Raw genomic sequence first — 18,981 nt, forward strand, 5'->3', positions numbered from 1 at the left:
GGGATAACCTGCGGACAAAAAAATAGCCACTGACACACGGTTTGTCAGTGGCTATTTTTCTAAAAGGAATATGAATTACAGTCTTACCGTCACTTTCTTGTTTGACTCAACTTTCAGACTAGCCGGGAAAGCCAATTTCGAATCATGCTTGTATGACATCGAACGCCAAAGGTTCATAGCGTCACGTTGCGCTTTTCCTTTGAAAATCTCATTTCCCTGATACTTCACGACAACATCCTTGTCCAAATCAAGCATTGCGTCATTCAGGTTGATGAAAAGCACATCGCTATAATTCTCCTCGATGTTGATTTCGTTTTTAGACTTGTCGTAGGAAGCCCTAACTACTCCGCCTTTCTTAAGATCTTTTTCAGGAACTTCGAGCCAGTACATGCTGTTCAGGCGAGTGTTGTCGCTATGCCAAACCACGTTTGCTGGTACAGGATTACGCTTAAATTTCAACATCCATGGCAACGCCACAGCGTCCTGAAGCTCCATCCAGTGGCCTTTTCCTTTGTGAATAGTCACAGAGTGCTCATATGATCCCGGATATTTGTCGCTCAATGCCTGAAGCTTTTCGCCCCACTCTGCCGCCAACTCGTTACGACGATACGCCGCGTCAAGCTCGCCCATATGGATAGAAAAAGGAAGGTTGCGAAGATTCAAAGCGGAAACTCCACCCGGGTGTCCGGCCATCATTGAGGCGGCAGCCCAACGGTCGGCCATACGCGGAGCCATACGGAATGTTCCGTCTCCGCCAGCCGAATACCCCATCACATACACTTTGTCAGGGTTTACGCCTTCTTTGATTACTGCCATCCGAATGATATTATTGAAGAAATCTTCGATCTCATCACGGTGCCAGAGGTCCCACGAGTTGCCCGGAGCACGTGGCGCCAAGTATACTCCTTCCAGCCCTTTCATAGTTGCGTCGTACAGGCGCTGTTGGTTACGGTACTGCTGGTCGTTTACCTTTGCCGGAGCACCACCGCCACCGTGCATCGAGATGAAAAGACTACGACCGTCAGCGGGCTTTTCGCCCCAAACCTTATAAAAGAAAGGCATAGTTTTGTCGCCAAGTTTCATTTCCCTAGCATCCCACTGACTGCCGAGAGTTTCCAAAGCCTCACGTTCTGCCTCTTTTGTGAGTATACCCTTCACTTTTGACGCTCCTTCAGCGCTTAAGGCTTCCTTTGAAAATGCAAGAGTTTCCAGCCCAGACCTTGACTTAGTATCCTTGCCCAACCAAGCCTTCAACTCCGATTGAACTTTTTCGTCGCCGGAAGTACAACCAGAGCCTCCTAATACTACAAGAGAAACGAGGAAAAATAAAAATTTTAATCTTCTGTTTATCATGACCTTATGCCATTAAATGAAATTTTTGAAAGTCACCCATTAAGGGATAATAAAAAACAAACGGGCAGATCCCGAATATGCAAAACTAAGGTAGCGTACCTTTCCTAGACACTGGCCTTAGTAAGATTTCAATTTAACAAAATATTAGCTCAATAGGCATTTTTCATTCAAATAACTTATATCATAACCAACACCCCAAACAACCATAAATCACTATTTATCAGTTTTTTAATTATGAAAATAAGTTGCGCGGAATTCGCATTTAGGATCAATTCCAAGAGAAAATATTCATGCCGTAATTTGGATAGAAAAAACAATTCAACTGTTTTTATTATTTGCAGAAACAAAACAATTCCGTCTCTAATCAGAAGAATATTCTGAGTAAACTCTATTAAACGGAGGAATAAAGTTCTTTCTTTTCCGAGTCAAAATCTTAAAAATTGGATCCTACAAAGGAGCAAAACCGAAACTTTTTAGAAATTATTATATCCGCATATGATTAAATCGTTGTAAAACAGAGTCAAAAGGTGTTTTTTTGTTTTTACATTAGAGTGAAGCATCGGTTTTGTCTAACAGATCATAAGAACTCATATCTGAGATCCCCAATGATTCCGACTATAGCCGTGAAGATCAAGTGTTGTTGTTTTTTAGTAATTAGATGAGCTTTTTAAAACGTATATCTGAATTTGGCGCAAACGAGCAGATGGACATTGAATCCAAAGCATCGTTAAAAGTAGCCAACCTGTGGGCATTTCTCGGAATGTTAATCACCGCTCCCTTTATTGTAGTGACCTACAAACTCTATCCGCCTATTATGGGGATAACCATCGGAATATTCGTGGTGATGGCGCTTCATTATCTGATAGTCGCCTTCGGCGCTGACAGCAAATACTCGCGCATAATAATGGGAACGGTAAATCCTTGGCTAATTTTTTCCTATCATATGCTCTTGCGCCATGCTGGCGACGGTATTGTCCCCGGTCTGTCATTGGCTCAAGGCAGTATGACTATCATGCCTTGGGTACTGTACTCTACGAACGAGAGAAAATTACAGCTCACAATGATTGCCAACTCATTCCTGACCCTATGCTTGCCATTATTTCTTGACGGGTGGGGAAGTGACGAGTTTTCCAATAAAGAGTTCTATTCCCAAGACATGACCGTCGCGTTGTTTGCCGTGGCGGGAATGATTCTTTTTATCTGCTATATTCTCAGTACATCTTCTTACAGTTCGCTTCAAAAACAAAACGCTAAGCTGTGGAAGGATATGGAAACCAAACAGCAGGACATCCAATCCCAATCCGCTGATTTAAAAAGTTATGTGGCGAAAGTGGAAAAGCAACAGGCGGAAAACGAAAAGCGTCAATGGGTTATGCAAGGGCTGTCAGAATTGAACAATATTTTGCGTGGCGAATCGGATTGGGATATTGTAAAAGACAGATTCCTTTCGCACCTTATCAGTTACCTGAAAGTCAACCAAGGGGCGGTGTATGTGGTATCGGACGAAGAGGGTGAAGATGTTTATATCGAATTGTCAACCTGTTACGCTTACAGTCGAAAGAAGCACATCGAGCATAAATTAGATCCGGGAGAAGGGTTGTTGGGCCAAGCGTATTTGGAAAATGACACAGTTTACAGAACGGAAATACCAGAAGATTATATCAGGGTAACTTCAGGTTTGGGCGAAGCCCTGCCCACAAGTCTGCTTATCGTTCCGTTAAGGCATAACGAAGAGGTTTTGGCTTTGGTGGAATTGGCGTCTTTCCGTGAGTTTGCCGAACATGAAATCAATCTGGTAAAGGAATCGGGCGAAGGGCTCGCCTCATTCTTGTCCACTTCCAAAGTGACCCGAAAGATGCGGAATCTCGTAAGTAACGCGGAAAAATCCAGTGAACAGATGCGGGAACAAGAGCATATGATGCGACAGAATATGGAGGAGATAATGAACGCTCAAGAGGAATACAGCCGCACAATTCAGGAGAAAGATGAAGAGTTGAAAACGCTAAGGGCCAGAATTCTGGAACTTGAGACAAGCTAACAGGAAATCACGGAATGTCGGTAAATCACCTATTGGTCTTTTACCGGCATTCAACCACTAACAATCTACCAATACAAACTCACCCCCTTCCCATCACTTTCCACAAGAAAGCGGTAGCCCCGGCCAAGAAACCGATCCATATTGCCTGAAAGGTTCCCAAAGCTCCCATTGAAACTAGATACATAAATGTTCCCACAAGCATTCCTGGCTTTAGCGCCTGAACTAACCGATTCCCTATCGGAGCTCCGCTGATTTGTCCGTATGTCTGTTTCATAAGCTCACGAATCTTTTGTCTCTTCGTTATCTTTTTCATCTGTCTTTACGCATTCCGAAAATTTACGTCTCATACGCTCCCGCAGATCCCCACCCCGTTTATTGTCACAACATCGTTCTTCCTTACAATGTCTGTGCGCCATCCATGGACCTGAAAAAAGGAGTTTGGATAGCAAAAACAAACCCGCAGCTTGAGCGAATCCGATTTCCGGCAAGCCGAACAGCTCTGGCAAAAGCCAGTTCCACAACGACTTGAGTACTACTACAATCGCCGCAAGAACCGCTACAGCGAACAACGATTTACACAATATTGATACTACTTTCATTTCTTTCCCATTTTCAGATTCAACCAATCCTAATCACAAAGCTTTTCAGGGGAAGTCAATTTCATTTGGCTCCATAGCCACAAGACAAACAATCAATTGAACTTTAGCTTATTAATGATTTTTTTACAATCAACAATCTTCCGGAATACGGATATCACGCTGTTGACGAATCCAAGAAAGCACAAGCTCAAACTGTGACTCCGTGAGAGCGTATTCCGCAGGAAGGCTTTCGACAAACATCGACAAAGCCTCGTCGGAGCGTTGCCATACTTCTTTCAGAGCTACTGATTTGTGACCAAAAGCCATTAGTAGGGCATCCTCCGGAAATACAGCCCCATCAGGCCGATTAGACATCACGGCCTTAAGTCCTTCCTGATCCAAGCCCAATACCTCACAAAAAGCCTGCTCCCAAGCTTTGCGATTTCTTCTGTACGCCGTCTCTATCTTTTGGGCGGTTTCCATTGGTATTCCGGCTCCGAAAATCCCATTTGCCTCAAAGGCTTTCACTTCCGCTAATAGCATATCTTTTTTATCTTTTGACGGTTTTGTTTCCAATTTGAAAGACGGTCATGATCATTCCCCTAGTACTGTTCGTACAAATGCCTAAGTCTTTTCCTAAGAAAAAGAATAGCGTACCTTTTCCTGGAAATCAAGGTGTTAACGGCGACTCCCGTTTCCGCCGAAATTTGCTTAAAGCCCTTTCCCTCAAGCTCATGACAGACAAAAACCCGGCGTTGCTCTTCCGGAAGATCATCCAACGCCTTTTCCAGTTCTTCCCATACCTGTTCCCGGAGAAATTCCGACTCCGGATTTCCTTCCAAAGAAGGCAACAGATCCTGAAAGTGTAGCGGTCCGTCATCGGTTTCCGTTTCCGAAAGGCTGTCTTGCTTGCCTCTCGTCCCTTTTTTCCGAAACAGATCCGTGATTTTGTTTCTGGCCACCCTGTATATCCAACCAGTTACTTTCTCAAGATCCCGGATATTATCATATCCTAACAGGTACTGATAAAACACGTCTTGCAAGATGTCCTCGGCGTCTTCCAAGCTAGGTACATTCCGTCTGATGAAATTCCTCAATTTGCCCTGTTCCTCATCAAAGGGCTTGAGTATATCTTCATTCTTCCGTTCGCTCATCGTCGCGGACTTTCGTGTTTACACTTTGTAGTCGGCTTAGCGGAGAAAATATTTTAAGGGATTTCGATTTTTTTCAAAAAAAACTCAAAATCCTCTTTCCAACCGTTTCTTTCCGGTAAAACCAACGTTTTCGCTATCTGATAATTCAAATATATAGGCGCCTTGTGACAACCCTGTGTCAGTAGACATCAGCGATTGCGAAAAGAAAGGAACACAAGGACGTCTTGGGAAACAAGGCTGAAATGCTGTACGGTCAGATTCATCTACAAAACGTCTCTCCCGCCCGGAAATGGAAAACTGTCAAAAACAGAAAAAGGGGATTTGTGTGACATTTTACCCTTACTCCTTTTTCCACCACTACATTAGTGACTTTTTTAAGGGTATACTCAGCTTCAATAATAACTCTGTTTTCTTATCAACCTCCTCTTTAAGTTTAAAGAAAACTTGATGTACACAAATAAGAAGAGCAGGGGTAAAACCCCCGCACTGAATCAATTAAAGGAAATTAATGCGATGTTTGTGAATAGAAATTCATTACCACAACACCAGCAATAATTAAAATAGTGCCGAGGATTGCGGGAACATCGAACTTTTGTCCAAAAAACGCAACTGATACGATTGAGGTGAGAACGATACCCAAACCAGCCCAAATTGCGTAACATGTTCCCAAAGGAATCTCCCTCAAGGCAAGAGACAACAGATAGAAAGACAAGCAGTAAACCACTATCGATCCCGTGGCAGGTAACCATTTTGTATACCCGTCAGAGATCTTCAAGAGTGATGAACCAAAAACCTCACATCCGATCGCTAATGCCAGATACAAATACTTCATGATAATTAACATTATAAATAATGCACGGGAACTTTGTGTCCCTCGGCTGTGGAAGAATAGGATCCCGAGTCCTTGATAACGTTACTTCCTTCACGTTACAGCCTCACTATATTGGCTACGCGCCTTGCGTCTTTCTTCCATATAAAAGGTGGATGGAGCATCGCTTTATAACTACAGTTTTATCCGTACTATGCTTTCCAGTTTACCCCAAAGCATCCAACAAATCGGCACGATAGCCATCACTGATAGGAAGATGATGATCACCGACAAACAAACGGCTGGTGTCGATATAGCGGACCTCATCCAGGTTGACCAAATATGAGCGATGAATCCGGCGGAAGCCACTGGCCCGGAGTTGGTCCTCTACCCTCTTCATAGAGTCAAGCACTTTGAGTGGACCGAAGCTTTTGGTTTGGTACACTACGTACTCACTGTCAGCTTTTACAAATTCTATATCGGAAAGCTTGACACGGTAAATCTTTCTGTCCGATTTCAGGACCACGTGACTAGTAACGGCTTCATGGGGCGTGGCCGGATCCACGCCTCGCTGTTCGCGCACGCGATTGACGGCTGACATAAAACGGCTAAATTCTATAGGCTTAACCAGATAATCGGTCACGTTCAACTCAAACCCTTCAACCGCATATTCTCTGAAGGCCGTAGTGATAATGATAGCTGGCGGGGCGCTCAAAGCTTTGATAAACTCCAACCCTGTCATTTCCGGCATATTGATATCAAGAAAAACTAAATCAACGGGATTGTCGGCCAAAGCGGCTAAGCCCGCCACCGCAGATTTGAAGTCGTCAACCACTTCCAAATCGGGCACTCGGGAGCAGTAAGCCCGCAAGAGCTGGCGCGCAGGTTTTTCATCGTCAATTATCAGACATTTCAGTGTCATCGAGCTCAATTTTCAGTTTCACATAGAAAACCCGATTACGGCTTCCCGTCTCCAAGCTATGCCGTTTCGGGTAGAAGAGTTCCAGTCTGCGGCTTACGTTCTGTATTCCTATCCCATGGCCAGGGCTTTTGCGTTTATCCTCGCAAAACGAGTTTTCGCAAATAAATGTCAGCGTATTTCCCTCAGTCGCTAAACTTATCCTGACAAACCCTTCGTGTACGCACTCCACGTTGCCGTGTTTAAAAGCGTTTTCCACGAAAGGAATCAACAGCATGGGCGCTATTTTTCTGGAAGGATCGGTGTGTATATGGTCAATGGTCACGTTAACTATCTCGTCGTCTTTCAATAAGAACAGTTCCGTGAAATTCTTGATATAGCTAACCTCGTCCCGCAGGCTTACAATTCCTTTTCTTGTCCCGTAAAGGGAATAATCCAACAATTTGGAAAGTCGCATCACGGCCTCGGGACCCTTGGGGTCATTCATCGAGGTCATAGAGTAGATATTATTCAGGGTATTAAACAAAAAATGCGGATTGATTTGTTGCATCAAGAAGTCCTTTTCGGACTCCACAACCGAAAGTCTTTTCTTATCCGATTCCTGCGCCTTTTTATAAGAATAAAAATAAAGACTGGCCAAAACGGCGAAAATAGGGGGAGCGCTGTGTATCAATGTCTCCTCAAAGCGCCAAAGCGAATAGGACATCACCTCCTGGATCATGACTTTGGTAGGGCCGTCAAAGACTTCTCCAAACCGCCTGTATTCTGGCGTAAACGTAAACAGTAAACGTCCTACCCCAAAACTAACGACAATTGACAAAAGGGCAAGAAAGACATAATGCCCAGGACGGGGCTTAAAATATTTCGGCAATAACACCCTGATGTTCAGATAAAAAATAGCCGCTTGGGGAACAACTATTCCCGTTGTCCGCAAAAGGGCGGTAACGGGATCGGTTAATTCTGTGAAGAGTGCGAAAAAAAACAGCGCAATCCCCAGCCATAAGGCTACGGTCGTTATTTTTTTGTTTTTGATTGACATATCAACACTATAAAATCCGGAAGGGGATTATACCCCTCCCGGAAAATTGGACGCTACAGATGGAAGAAAGGGCCTTTATTCGATTCCCCCTCCGCCCAAAGATACGTAAAGATTCAGCAGGGCTTTGTTCTGCCCGTTTTGCAAATCAACAAGCGACAACTCTGTAGCCAACTCGTTTTGTTGCGCCCGCAAAACCTCCAAGTAATTAACCATTCCGCTAGCCAACAGCGCCTCGGACTGGCGAGTGGCTTGGCTGTAAGCCTCAAAGGATTTGCCTACGCTTATCTTTCTCTCGGCGGAAGTCTTGTAATTGACCAAGGCATCGTTTACCTCGCGCGAGGCGTTTAATATCGCCTGTTCAAAACTCAACAGCGCTTGTTCCTCCTTGGTTTTGGCTACCTCAAGTTGGGTTTTGAGCTTACGGCCGTTAAAGATCGGTTGCGTAAGGTTAGCGAAGAGGTTATAATAAAAGGCATCGCCACGAAATACTTTGGATATTTCGTTACCCATCAGCCCCACATCAGCGCTAAGGCTCAAGGCAGGATAAAGATCGGCCTTGGCCACGTTAGTCATCTCGAAGGCGTTTACGAAACCTTGCTCGGCGGCCCGCAAATCGGGGCGATTGGAAAGCAGGGCCAAAGGAACGCCGGGCGAAAGTGTCTCCGCCTCGGAAGCGAACATTTCCGGTCCCATGACGCCACGCTCCACCGGCCCCGGCGTACGGCCGAGCAGTACGGAAAGGGCGTTTTCCGTCAGGCGAATCCGGCCTTGCAGATCGGCCTTGATCTGCTGAGCGTCGTAAAGTTGCGCTTCGGCTTGCTTTACGGCTACTTCGGTCAGGTTGTCCTGTCCGGCGTCTTTCAGCGCTCGGATTACGTTCAGACTCCTTTGGCGGTTTACGATCGTGCGCTCCGTAACGTCAAGCTGGCGATCCAGGGCCAACAAATCGAAGTATGAGGACGAGATATCCGATATCATTCTGGTGACCACGGCCTGTTTGGCGGCCAGAGTCTGAAGATACGAGGCGCGGAAGGCTTTGTTCTGGCTGGTGATTTTCCCCCAAATATCGGCTTCCCAACTAAAGCTGCCTGTCACGTCAAACTGGTCCATATTAAAATCACCACCACCGAACGCAGTGTTGTCGGAAGGGTTTTGCCAACTGGCTCTGCCAGCCAAGCTGGCTGTAGGCAAATAGCCGGCTTTTCCCTGCTTGCGGTAAGCGTCGGCCGCCACGATGTTCTGCAAGGCTATTCGGACATCATAATTGTTTTCCAGTCCCGTTCGTATATGCTTGCGCAGAATTTCATCCGAAAAGAACTCTTCCCAAGGCATCTCCCCAATAGATTTGTCGGAGGATTCCGTAACGACATCGGTGCGGTACAGCGCCTCGGTATCGACAGAGAGTTTGGGCTCGCTGTACTTGCGCCTTACCAAGCATGACTGCAAGGTAAGGGGCAAGACGAGGGCCAGCGCCCAATAATATATGATTCTGTTTCTTGTCATGATTTCTAAACTAAAATCGTACTTAGTAAAGAGTCCAGAGTAAAGCGTAAAGAGTATGCAGTGATGAATTATCAAGCTTGCTCTTCTTGCTTTTTCAACTCCTTTACAGAAGGTGCACTTATCAGGACTCCGTTATCGCTTCGGCTTTTAGTTCGGTCTCGGGTTTTCTTTTAAAGCGTTCCTGCAACGATTGGAACACCACGAACAGCACAGGAACCACAAACAGCCCCAAAGCCGTACCCACAAGCATACCGCCCGCCGCGCCGGTACCGATAGAGCGGTTTCCGGAAGCGCCTACCCCCTGCGCCAACACCAATGGCAAAAGGCCGAGGATAAAGGCGAACGATGTCATCAATACGGGGCGGAGACGTGCCTTGGCGCCAGTTACGGCGGCCTGTACCAACTCCATTCCTTCTTTGCGTCGTTGTAATGCGTATTCCACAATCAGAATGGCGTTTTTAGCCAAAAGACCAAGCAACATTATCAGGGCAACCTGGAAGTAGATATTATTCTCAAGACCAAATAACCAAGAGGTTCCGTAAGCGCCCGAAATACCCAAAGGCAATGACAGGATAACGGCAAACGGAAGGATGTAACTTTCGTACTGTACGGCCAAGAAGAAATAGGCGAAGATAACACTAAGGGCGAACAGGAAAGTAAGCTGGTCACCGGCCAGGATCTCCTCGCGGGTAAGTCCGGAGAAAGACACCTCGTAGTTTTTGGGAAGCATTTCCTCAGCCACCTCGTTAAAGGCCTTGATGGCGTCGCCGGAAGAATAGCCCGGCGCGGCGGTACCGTTTAGCGTAACAGCGTTGAACAAGTTAAAGCGGCTAACCGTTTGTGGCCCTTTGGTACGGGTAAGCGTCACGAATTCAGAAACGGGGGCCATCAAACCGTCGGGAGTTCTTACGGAGATAAGGTCAAGGCTGGCAGGGTCTTCCCTGTGCTCGGGCTTGGCCTGAACGAATACCTTGAACTGTTTGCCATATTTACTGAAGTCCGCGGCGTAAATACCGCCGATATAGCCCTGCATCGCCGACATCACGTCGCCGACGTTCAGGCCCGCTTCCTTGATTTTCGGAATATCCAAAGTCATTTCGAACTGCGGGAAATTCGTGTTGAACGAACTTGACACAAAGCCTAACTCCGGACGGGCCGTAAGCGCTTGGGCGAAATTTCGGGCCGTCACGTCCAGCTCCTTCAAATCACCCGACTGACTGTCAACCAACTGGGCTTCCACACCTCCCGACTCTCCAAAGCCCGGTACGGTACCCGGAGGGAAGAATACGATTTGGGCGTCGGGAATCATTTGGGTGGCACCATAAAGCCCCCCTAAAATTGCTTCCACACTCAAATCAGGCGTTTTCCGTTTATCCCAATCATCAAGACTGATAAATCCCATAGCATAGGAACTACCAGCTCCAGAAAAGAAGCTACTACCATTGATCATTGTATAACTGCTGACTCCAGGCGTTTGGGAGAAAATTTCTTCCATTTGTTTGGTCACACTTACGGTACGGTCAAGTGAGGCGCCTTCCGGCAACTCCACATTGATAAAGATCGTCGCTTGGTCTTCATTTGGCACAAAACCCGAGGACATCCGGCTGTTATACCAGAAAACAGAAACAGCGCACAAGGCTAACAATCCGGCCGAGATCCATTTCCTTTTGACCAAGAAGCCAACCACTTTCCCGTATTTTCCCGTAAGGGACTCGAAGCCCACATTAAAGGCCGTGGTGAATCGGGCGCCAAAACCTTTTTTCTCTTCTCCGTGGCCATCGCTTTTCAACAACAAGGCACAGAGCGCCGGACTAAGCGTAAGGGCATTTACCGCAGAAATCAGGATTGAAATCAGAAGCGTAACGCCGAATTGTTTGTAGAATACGCCTACAGGACCGTTTGCGAAAGTAATAGGAACGAATACGGCGCCCATCACAAGCGTAATGGAGATCAAGGCTCCGCCGATTTCTTCCATAGCCGAATGCGTAGCTTTTCTGGCGCTACGGTATCCCGCGTCCAACTTGGCGTGTACGGCCTCTACCACCACAATGGCGTCATCGACCACAATACCGATAGCCAAAACCAAGGCGAAAAGCGTAAGAAGGTTGATGGAATAGCCGAAAACCTGCAAGAAGAAGAATGTACCGATAATAGAAACCGGAACAGCGATGGCCGGTATCAGCGTGGAGCGGAAATCCTGAAGAAAGATAAACACCACGATAAACACCAGCGCAAAGGCTTCGAATAAAGTCGTTTTCACTTTGGACATAGAAGCCGCCAGAAAACGATCCGTATCATAATCGTAATTGAATTTCAGACCCTCGGGCATTCCTTTCTCCAGCTCAGCGATTTTCTCGTAGAGTTTTGCAGAAATCTTGTGCGAGTTGGAACCCGGCATTTGATAAATACCCATGGAAATGCTAGGAAATCCTTTGGTGCTAGCCGTGGAAGAATATGAGAAAGCGTCGATCTCAACCTCTGCGACATCGCTTAACCGAAGTATCTTACCATTTTCCAGCCTCTGGATTACGATATCCCTGTATTCTTTCTCCTCCTTATATCGCCCTTTGTACTTGATCACATATTCGAAGGAATTACCGGCGTTTTGGCTCAAGGTACCCGCCGAAGCTTCCACACTTTGGTCATTAACAGCGGACACCACATCGGATACCGTCACTCCGTAAGTGGACATACGGACCGGATCTATCCAGACCCGCATCGTATATCCCTTATCTCCGAATATGCTTACGGTACCCACACCGTCGATACGCTGGAATTCGGGCTTAATATTAATGTTGACATAATTCTGGACGAAAGTTTCGTCCAGGTCCGGATTCTCGGAACGAACCGACATATACATCAGCGCCGAGTTTTGTTGCTTTTCCGTGATTACGCCCATACGGGTAACCGCAGCGGGCAGAGTGGAACTGGCCAAAGCCACGCGATTCTGTACGTTTACCGCAGCCATGTCCGGATCATAACCCGGCTTAAAGAACACGGTAATCTGAACGCTACCGTTGTTACTGGCTTTGGAGGTCATGTATGTCATGCCTTCCACACCGTTGATCTGCTCCTCGATAGGAGTCACAACGCTCTCTACCAGCGTTTCGGCACTAGCGCCGGGAAAGCTGGTGGTTACGCTTACGGTAGGAGGCGCAATTTCCGGATACTGCGTCATCGGGAGTGTCCGGATGGCGAGTAAGCCCATCATAACGATCAACACCGAGATGACCGTAGAGAGGACAGGCCTTTCTATAAATACCTTTAGCATGGTCTTATCAGAATACCGTTTTGATAGAATTGATGAGTTGGTCCGTTGAAGTTGGAACAGGTTGGATTGTCATTCCCGGACGGATGCGGTTCATTCCTTGGCCCACGATTGTCTGGCCCTCTTTGAGCCCTTCCAGAACAATTGCCCTGTTATCGATGATTCCCCCAAGTTTTACAAAGGCCATCGATACCGAGTCGCCCTGCTGGACGGCGTACACATATGACTGTTCCTGTAACTCGGCCGTAGCCATAGCCGGAACGGTCAGCGCGCCGTCAAAACGGGTCGGGATCATGACTTGTCCACTACTTCCGTTGCGAAGCGTGCCCGCCGGATTAGGAAATACCGCCCTAAACTGAACCGATCCCGTACGCTTGTCGATCTCTCCCGTAACAGTCTGGATTGTTCCTTCGGTTCCATACTCCGAACCGTCCGCAAGCTGAAGCTTAACGGCGGGCATCTTGGCTATTTTTTCAGAGAATGTGTTGCCTTCAATATTCTTGGTGAATTCCAGAAAACGTTTCTCGTTCATTGAGAAATATACATACACTTGATCGATGCTGGATACGGACGTCAAGGCTTTCTGGCTACTAGGCCCAACCAATGTCCCTTCACGAAAGCGAATGTCACTCACAACACCGTTGACCGGACTTTTGATAGCCGTGTAGCCAATATCGGCCAAAATTCCGGCGTAGTCGCCCTTGGCGCGGTCCAAGGCGGCTCTAGCCGTGCGGAGAGTTACCGGGCTTACGATATTCTGTTTTACCAAAGGCTCCAAGCGGGCTACCTCTACCCCTGCTTGGGCCACAGCTGCCTTGGCGGCTCTGGCGTTTTGGCTAAGCGTTTCGGTTTCCAAACGGAAAAGGAGTTGGCCTTTTTTCACTTCCTGCCCTTCATCCACATACACTTTGCTGATATAGCCCGATACCTTGGCCCTGATTTCGATATTGGACTCGCCTTCTACGCTAGCGGGATAGCGGTCGTATTTGATTAGATTGGCTTTTTCCACCTTTACGGTAGGGAACGGCGAGGCTTGCATCTGGTATGACTCCTCCCCTTGACTGGCGGTACAGCCAGTGGCTACGACTGAGGCGAAAACCGCCGCATTGATCAGAAATTTCATGTTTATTTTCATATATTTTTCTTTTCCCGATTTAGCAACGACAAAATTAGATGCGAGATGTGGCCACTAGAAGCCATTTCAGCAGAACCGCCTTTTCCTCCTGCGAATTGGCGTTTTTATCAGTCGAATTGTTTCCCGAAATTTCCGTCTATAGAGCTGAAAAATGGAAGTTTGGGGTACTTGAGGCTAATCTAAAAGGTAAAATCAGGGCGTTTTTAATAAGGAATGACCGGCTGTTTTCAAGCTTATTCCCGCGTTTGGGAGTTCTCTACAACCTGATCAGGTTTCGTTATTCTTCACAAAAAATCATAGATTCCCGCTCGACCTCTAGTTAAATGAAAGCGATAATTTAGGCTCATGAAAAGCCCAATACGGACGCCCATAATTATCCCTGATACATTCCAGCTCTTTGGTCATCTGCGGATTGTCTTTGATATTTTTGATCCAAAGACTTAAAGGAGTTGAGGTATGGAAAAAGTCTTCTTTAAGCTCAAGATCGTAACGCTCGGCCGTAAGCACCACCAAAGATTTTGTCAGGTCTTTCGATTCCTTTTTAAAGCGTTTAAAAGTTAACATCGTGCGCCTTAATTCCTCTTGATTTCGGGCTCGCTGTATGCCTCGTTCCAAGTATGGGACGGCATCCTTATATGTACGTCGGAATTCCGTCAGCTTTTCCTCGTACTGCGGCAAGCCAGGCATAAACCCGGGAGTGGCGAAGGCCTTATCCAGCTTCGTTTCGCTCTTGTGGACTCGGTCCAAACAATTTTGCTTGGCCGTTTCAAAATCTACTCGTACCCTGACAGCCATCGGTACTCCGCTTATTATACCCATCTTGGCCCCATGAAAATCCTGCCTGTCTTCCACTCCGTACATTTTGAAATGGAACAGCCTGTTTTGGTCTTCTTTCTCAAGGCGGGTCATGTCTATCTTCGCCAAACTGTCAAGTCGTCTTTGGGCCCTGCCTCCCAGTTCTTGCAACTCGGATAACTTTCTAAGAAGAATCTTGATATTCTGCGCCCGTCTGCGAGTCTCCGTCTTATAGCTAAACTGAAACGGCCGGCCCAGAGCGTCCTTGCGTCGGAAATATTCTTCCAGATATTTCCGAAAAGCTTCCGAACCACAGAAAAATGCGTTGAACTCCTGAATCACGTAAAAGTCCGGCATATAAGATCTCGTGTAATTCTCCATGGTTACGAAATCCACTCCCGAACGCGCCACCACTCCGGCGTTGTGCATATTCCAGCGAGTTGTGTAACAATCAGCCAAAGAGCCTCTGACCCGAATGCCTTCATTCTCCAAATGCTCCTCGTAGCTATCGGGATATTGGTGCGGGTCCAAAGTCTTGGAGATGCGTTCCCCCGTAATTCCCGTCATCATAAAACCTTCTCCCACATTCGGATACACATAGTTATTCACACCCAATGCATGCGAACGCCTGGCCTTATCGTCTTCCTCCATTTCCCGAAAACTCCTCACCACTTCAGTGCAATCCGCCCGCTCGTCGAGCGATACAAACGCGGCGCAACCACGAGGGGACGGGGCTTCCCTATTCACAAAATAATCGGCCAACCTGTTTTCCGTTCCAAAGGACAACGGTACTCTGGCTTTTTCAAGAAGATTGTAAGTCATATCCACTTGTTCCAACACCACTTCCCTACACCTGCCGTAACTATAACCCAGTACATTTTGCACAAAAGCGGAACAGTCGCTGTACTTGCCCACCCGCTCTCGATCACCACGATATGAGACTCCCGTAAGAAAAAGTTCGTTTCGCTCCATTCCGAACATATCTGGAACGGAAATCCCGGAAGACTTGTCTTGCCAAAGTTCCAAGTCTCCGCCCTTGTCCCTGAAAACCCGATTGCTCTCGGCCGCTTTCTCTTCCGTAGCGTAAAAAACTTTCGCCTCGTCGGTGTCCTCGACGGCCAAATCCGCACCGTAACTGGCTTTAAGCGTAGGAGCGAACATTGAAGCGTCGTCATTCTTGTCCGTCTGGCGTATTTCACCACCCTCGACATCCTTTATCTCAAGAAGGTAACTCTCGTCGTCAAAAATAGTCTGGGTATGCAAATCGTGTCCGAACTTATAATCGGCCGAATCCAAAACCAAGGATTCGAAACGGGCCGATTTCCCAACTGGAAAATACCCGCTTTCCCGATCATACCCCATATACATATAAGCCTGGACAGGAGGCATCCGGCTTCCGCAATCAGAAGAGGGTTCATTACGGGTTTTCTTCGGTCTGTGGGACTGATCTGAGAACATGGCAAAGGGCTTTGGACTTAACCCCGCCGAAGGGCCCAGTGTTCCGCCACTCAACAGATTCTATAACAATTAGAAAATGGAAAAAGAGCAAACGTGAAGTTTGACCAATCAAAAGTCAAAGACAGAAACAGATTAATATTGTTACAATAAAAATTGAAATGTTCAAGTATAAGGAAAATAAGAAGCTGACAAGCTAATTTTTTCGGGTCAAAATACGCTGACAAAAGATTTATTTCCGTTCCGACTTCGTACTTTTGCCCCCGCTAAACGGTGTCGCCCGCAAAGGCGTTAATGGGAATCCGGTACCAATCCGGAGCTGTACCCGCAACTGTAAGTCTTCGGCCCAATCTGGCCCGAGGAAAGCCAGAAAACCAGCCCTTAGCAAGACTGAGACTTACGGGCTTATAAGTCGAAAGACCTGGCGTACTGTGCCACATAGCGCGCCTTCCCTGCCCTCGGTCACGAAAATCATTCGTAACCTTACTAACTTTTTCAAAAATGTTAAGATTTACGCTCAGGACGCTAGCACTCGTTGCCCTAGTCACCATTGCCGTATCATGTTCGGACGACGACGATCCGACCCCGCGTTTCACCGTTGATTTCGAAGATTTGGAGCTCGATGCCAATTCCTATTGGGACGGGGCTGACAAATCCGGAAAATTTGTAGCTGACGATGTTACTTTTCCTAATGACTACAACGATCAATACAAGTCGTGGCAAGGCTTCGCATATTCCAACATGACGGATATGGAGACTCCCGGAAGGCCCAACCAATACAGCGTGTATGGCAAGTCGGGAGCGATGGGGTCTAAAAACTTCGGCCTTGGTTATATCGCCATGGACACGAAGTTCAATATTATGGCATTCCCACGGGCGGTAAATAATGTTCGGCTTTACGTTACCAATGGTACCTATGCTTATCTCGCTATGAAAAATGGCGATAATTTCACTAAGAAGTTTGGTGGGGAAGACGGCAATGACCCAGATTTCTGCAAACTGATTTGTATTGGCCTTGACGAAGATGGCGAGGAAACCGGTAAAGTGGAAATTTTCTTGGCGGACTACCGTTTCGATAACAATGCGGAAGATTATATTCTTACTGAATGGAAAGAGTTTGACCTTACCCAACTCGGAAAAGTGAAATCCGTACGCTTTGAGATGGATTCGAGTGACAAAAACGAGTGGGGAATGAAGAACCCGGCTTATTACTTCGTCGATAACATATCGTACGAATAAAACGAGCTTAACATCGAAAAAAACACAAAATCCCCGAAGCGATATATTGCTCCGGGGATTTTTCGCATATTACGGATCAACTTGAATTTAATTATCCCCATTACGGGAACAAAACGGTTATTAGGGAGAAAAACTTATCATACATAAAAAAATGAATGCCCTTTTGCTTCAAAATTACGATTGATTTCCCCATATTATGGATCTGTTTCAATTAGCTTAAAGGTTTTAACATGTGTTGTATGAGCTTTTGTGCGTCGCAAGCCCGCCGTTGGGCTATCTTTTGGTTACAGGACCGCATACAACGCTGTTCCCATCATCCATCATTTTTAAACGGATCCAAACATGAGTAAAGAAATCAATGTGCTGGGCGCTGAAGTCCACGGGCCGGAAGCGGGAGGCACGGAAGAGAAGCCCAAGCTCGTCACGGCGCAAATGCTTATCCCGTTCATCTTGCTGACCAGTTGTTTCGCTTGGTGGGGATTGGCCAATAATATGACCGACACGCTCTTGGCCGCTTTCAAGAAGATCAAGAGCATGACGGATTTCGAGACTTCTTTAATCCAAATGGCCTTTTACGGATCCTATTTCTGTTTCGCTCTTCCGGCGGCTCTTTTTATCCGTAAATATTCCTTTAAATCTGGGGTGCTGTTGGGGCTGGGCTTGTTCATAACCGGCGGTTTGTTATTCTATCCGGCCAGTATTACGCAGGAATACTATCACTTTTTGGCGGCGCTTTATGTTTTGGCCGGAGGCCTCTCAATCCTTGAGACCAGCGCAAATCCTTATATGATGGTAATGGGCCCGAAAGGTACAGCGACACAACGTCTGAACCTCGCCCAGTCCTTCAACCCCATCGGTTCTATCGCCGGCGTGGTGATCAGTAAGCTGTTCATCCTCTCACAGCTCCGCGACATCAGCGAAGCCGAGCGCTTGGCTATGGCCCCTGAAGCGCTGAAGGCGGTACAGACCGAAGAATTGGCGGCCGTGATGAATCCTTACGTTACGGTGTCGGTAATCCTGATTCTGACTTGGATCCTTATCGCCGTCAACAAGAAAATGCCTAAGGCCAGCGATTCGGGCACAATGGACCTGAAGAAATCATTCGCCAGCCTGTTTAGCAACAAGGACTATATCTTCGGCGTATTGGCGCAGTTCTTCTACGTAGGCGCCCAAATTGGCGTTTGGTCTTACACAATCCGCTACGTAATGACGGAAATCGGACTCAATGAAGCTGACTCAGCCACTTACTATATTATTTCGCTGGTATGCTTCGCCTCGTTCAGGTTTATCGGCACGGCGCTGATGTCACGGTTTAAGCCTAGTAATATTCTTATTACAAAAGCCGTTACGGCGGGTATTCTCACTTGTCTCGTAATGTTTGTGGGCGGTACTGTCGGCGTTTACGCTTTAGTTGGTATTTCGGCTTGTATGTCCATTATGTTCCCTACCATCTTCGGTTTGTCTTTGGAAACCGTAGAAGACGAAAACATCAAACTCGCCGGTTCTGGCCAAATTATGACAATCTTGGGTGGCGCTGTGCTTACGGCCCTTCAAGGCGTAGTTTCGGATGCTACGGGAAGCATCAGGCTGTCGTTCCTCGTGCCGTTGGCGTGTTTCGTTATTATCCTACTTTTCGGCTACAAAGAAAGCCGAAAAGCGAAAGCATAAAATAACCCGACGCTTAAAAACCACCCCAA

15 protein-coding genes and 1 riboswitch are annotated in these 18,981 nt (G+C 46.9%); of the genes, 3 read left to right on the forward strand and 12 right to left on the reverse strand.

The window, feature by feature from the left end; translation table 11 throughout:
- Window positions 1-75: 75 nt before the first annotated feature.
- On the reverse strand, window positions 76-1,353 hold the full coding sequence (locus AABK39_RS24120) for a hypothetical protein (protein WP_338395577.1): 1,278 nt from the start codon (window positions 1,351-1,353) through the stop codon (window positions 76-78).
- 658 nt (window positions 1,354-2,011) lie between these two features.
- On the opposite strand from AABK39_RS24120, the gene AABK39_RS24125 reads away from it, so the two are divergent.
- On the forward strand, window positions 2,012-3,391 hold the full coding sequence (locus AABK39_RS24125) for a GAF domain-containing protein (protein ID WP_338395578.1): 1,380 nt from the start codon (window positions 2,012-2,014) through the stop codon (window positions 3,389-3,391).
- Window positions 3,392-3,470: 79 nt separating this feature from the next.
- Here the strand turns inward: AABK39_RS24125 and AABK39_RS24130 are convergent, their stop codons facing one another.
- The 11 genes from AABK39_RS24130 to AABK39_RS24180 all read right to left on the reverse strand — a co-directional run bounded on the left by AABK39_RS24130 (window position 3,471) and on the right by AABK39_RS24180 (window position 16,048).
- Entirely contained in the window at window positions 3,471-3,665 is a 195-nt protein-coding gene (locus AABK39_RS24130; protein WP_338395579.1) for a hypothetical protein, read from the reverse strand.
- Between the two features lie 4 nt (window positions 3,666-3,669).
- On the reverse strand, window positions 3,670-3,990 hold the full coding sequence (locus AABK39_RS24135) for a hypothetical protein (protein WP_338395580.1): 321 nt from the start codon (window positions 3,988-3,990) through the stop codon (window positions 3,670-3,672).
- 129 nt (window positions 3,991-4,119) lie between these two features.
- Entirely contained in the window at window positions 4,120-4,512 is a 393-nt protein-coding gene (locus AABK39_RS24140) for a hypothetical protein (protein WP_338395581.1), read from the reverse strand.
- Between the two features lie 59 nt (window positions 4,513-4,571).
- Window positions 4,572-5,123, reverse strand: a complete 552-nt coding sequence (locus tag AABK39_RS24145) for an RNA polymerase sigma factor (protein WP_338395582.1) — start codon at window positions 5,121-5,123, stop codon at window positions 4,572-4,574.
- Between the two features lie 505 nt (window positions 5,124-5,628).
- The gene (locus AABK39_RS24150) at window positions 5,629-5,955 is read right to left on the reverse strand and encodes a DMT family transporter (RefSeq protein WP_338395583.1); all 327 of its coding nucleotides are present in this window, start codon (window positions 5,953-5,955) and stop codon (window positions 5,629-5,631) included.
- Window positions 5,956-6,157: 202 nt separating this feature from the next.
- Window positions 6,158-6,853: a LytR/AlgR family response regulator transcription factor gene (locus AABK39_RS24155; RefSeq protein ID WP_338395584.1), complete on the reverse strand. Its 696-nt coding sequence runs from the start codon at window positions 6,851-6,853 to the stop codon at window positions 6,158-6,160.
- Window positions 6,828-7,889, reverse strand: a complete 1,062-nt coding sequence (locus tag AABK39_RS24160) for a sensor histidine kinase (RefSeq protein ID WP_338395585.1) — start codon at window positions 7,887-7,889, stop codon at window positions 6,828-6,830. Before AABK39_RS24160 ends, AABK39_RS24155 begins: the two co-directional genes overlap by 26 nt.
- Window positions 7,890-7,964: 75 nt before the next feature.
- A complete protein-coding gene (locus AABK39_RS24165) occupies window positions 7,965-9,392 on the reverse strand; it encodes a TolC family protein (RefSeq protein ID WP_338395586.1) in 1,428 nt (475 codons plus the stop codon).
- A 121-nt stretch (window positions 9,393-9,513) separates the two neighbouring features.
- Window positions 9,514-12,663 carry an efflux RND transporter permease subunit gene (locus AABK39_RS24170; RefSeq protein WP_338395587.1) on the reverse strand — a complete coding sequence of 1,050 codons (3,150 nt, stop codon included), beginning with the start codon at window positions 12,661-12,663 and terminating at the stop codon, window positions 9,514-9,516.
- Between the two features lie 7 nt (window positions 12,664-12,670).
- Window positions 12,671-13,783, reverse strand: coding sequence for an efflux RND transporter periplasmic adaptor subunit (locus AABK39_RS24175; protein WP_338395588.1), 1,113 nt, complete (start codon window positions 13,781-13,783; stop codon window positions 12,671-12,673).
- Window positions 13,784-14,110: 327 nt separating this feature from the next.
- A complete protein-coding gene (locus AABK39_RS24180; RefSeq protein ID WP_338395589.1) occupies window positions 14,111-16,048 on the reverse strand; it encodes a hypothetical protein in 1,938 nt (645 codons plus the stop codon).
- Window positions 16,049-16,299: 251 nt separating this feature from the next.
- Window positions 16,300-16,442: riboswitch (cobalamin riboswitch) on the forward strand.
- Window positions 16,443-16,546: 104 nt separating this feature from the next.
- On the opposite strand from AABK39_RS24180, the gene AABK39_RS24185 reads away from it, so the two are divergent.
- Both AABK39_RS24185 and fucP read left to right on the forward strand, forming a co-directional pair.
- On the forward strand, window positions 16,547-17,284 hold the full coding sequence (locus AABK39_RS24185; RefSeq protein ID WP_338395590.1) for a DUF4465 domain-containing protein: 738 nt from the start codon (window positions 16,547-16,549) through the stop codon (window positions 17,282-17,284).
- A gap of 432 nt (window positions 17,285-17,716) precedes the next feature.
- A complete protein-coding gene (gene fucP, locus AABK39_RS24190) occupies window positions 17,717-18,952 on the forward strand; it encodes an L-fucose:H+ symporter permease (protein WP_421825175.1) in 1,236 nt (411 codons plus the stop codon).
- Window positions 18,953-18,981 lie beyond the last annotated feature (29 nt).

The sequence above is a fragment of the Fulvitalea axinellae genome (assembly GCF_036492835.1).
In the GTDB taxonomy this organism is placed as follows: Bacteria; Bacteroidota; Bacteroidia; order Cytophagales; family Cyclobacteriaceae; genus Fulvitalea; species Fulvitalea axinellae.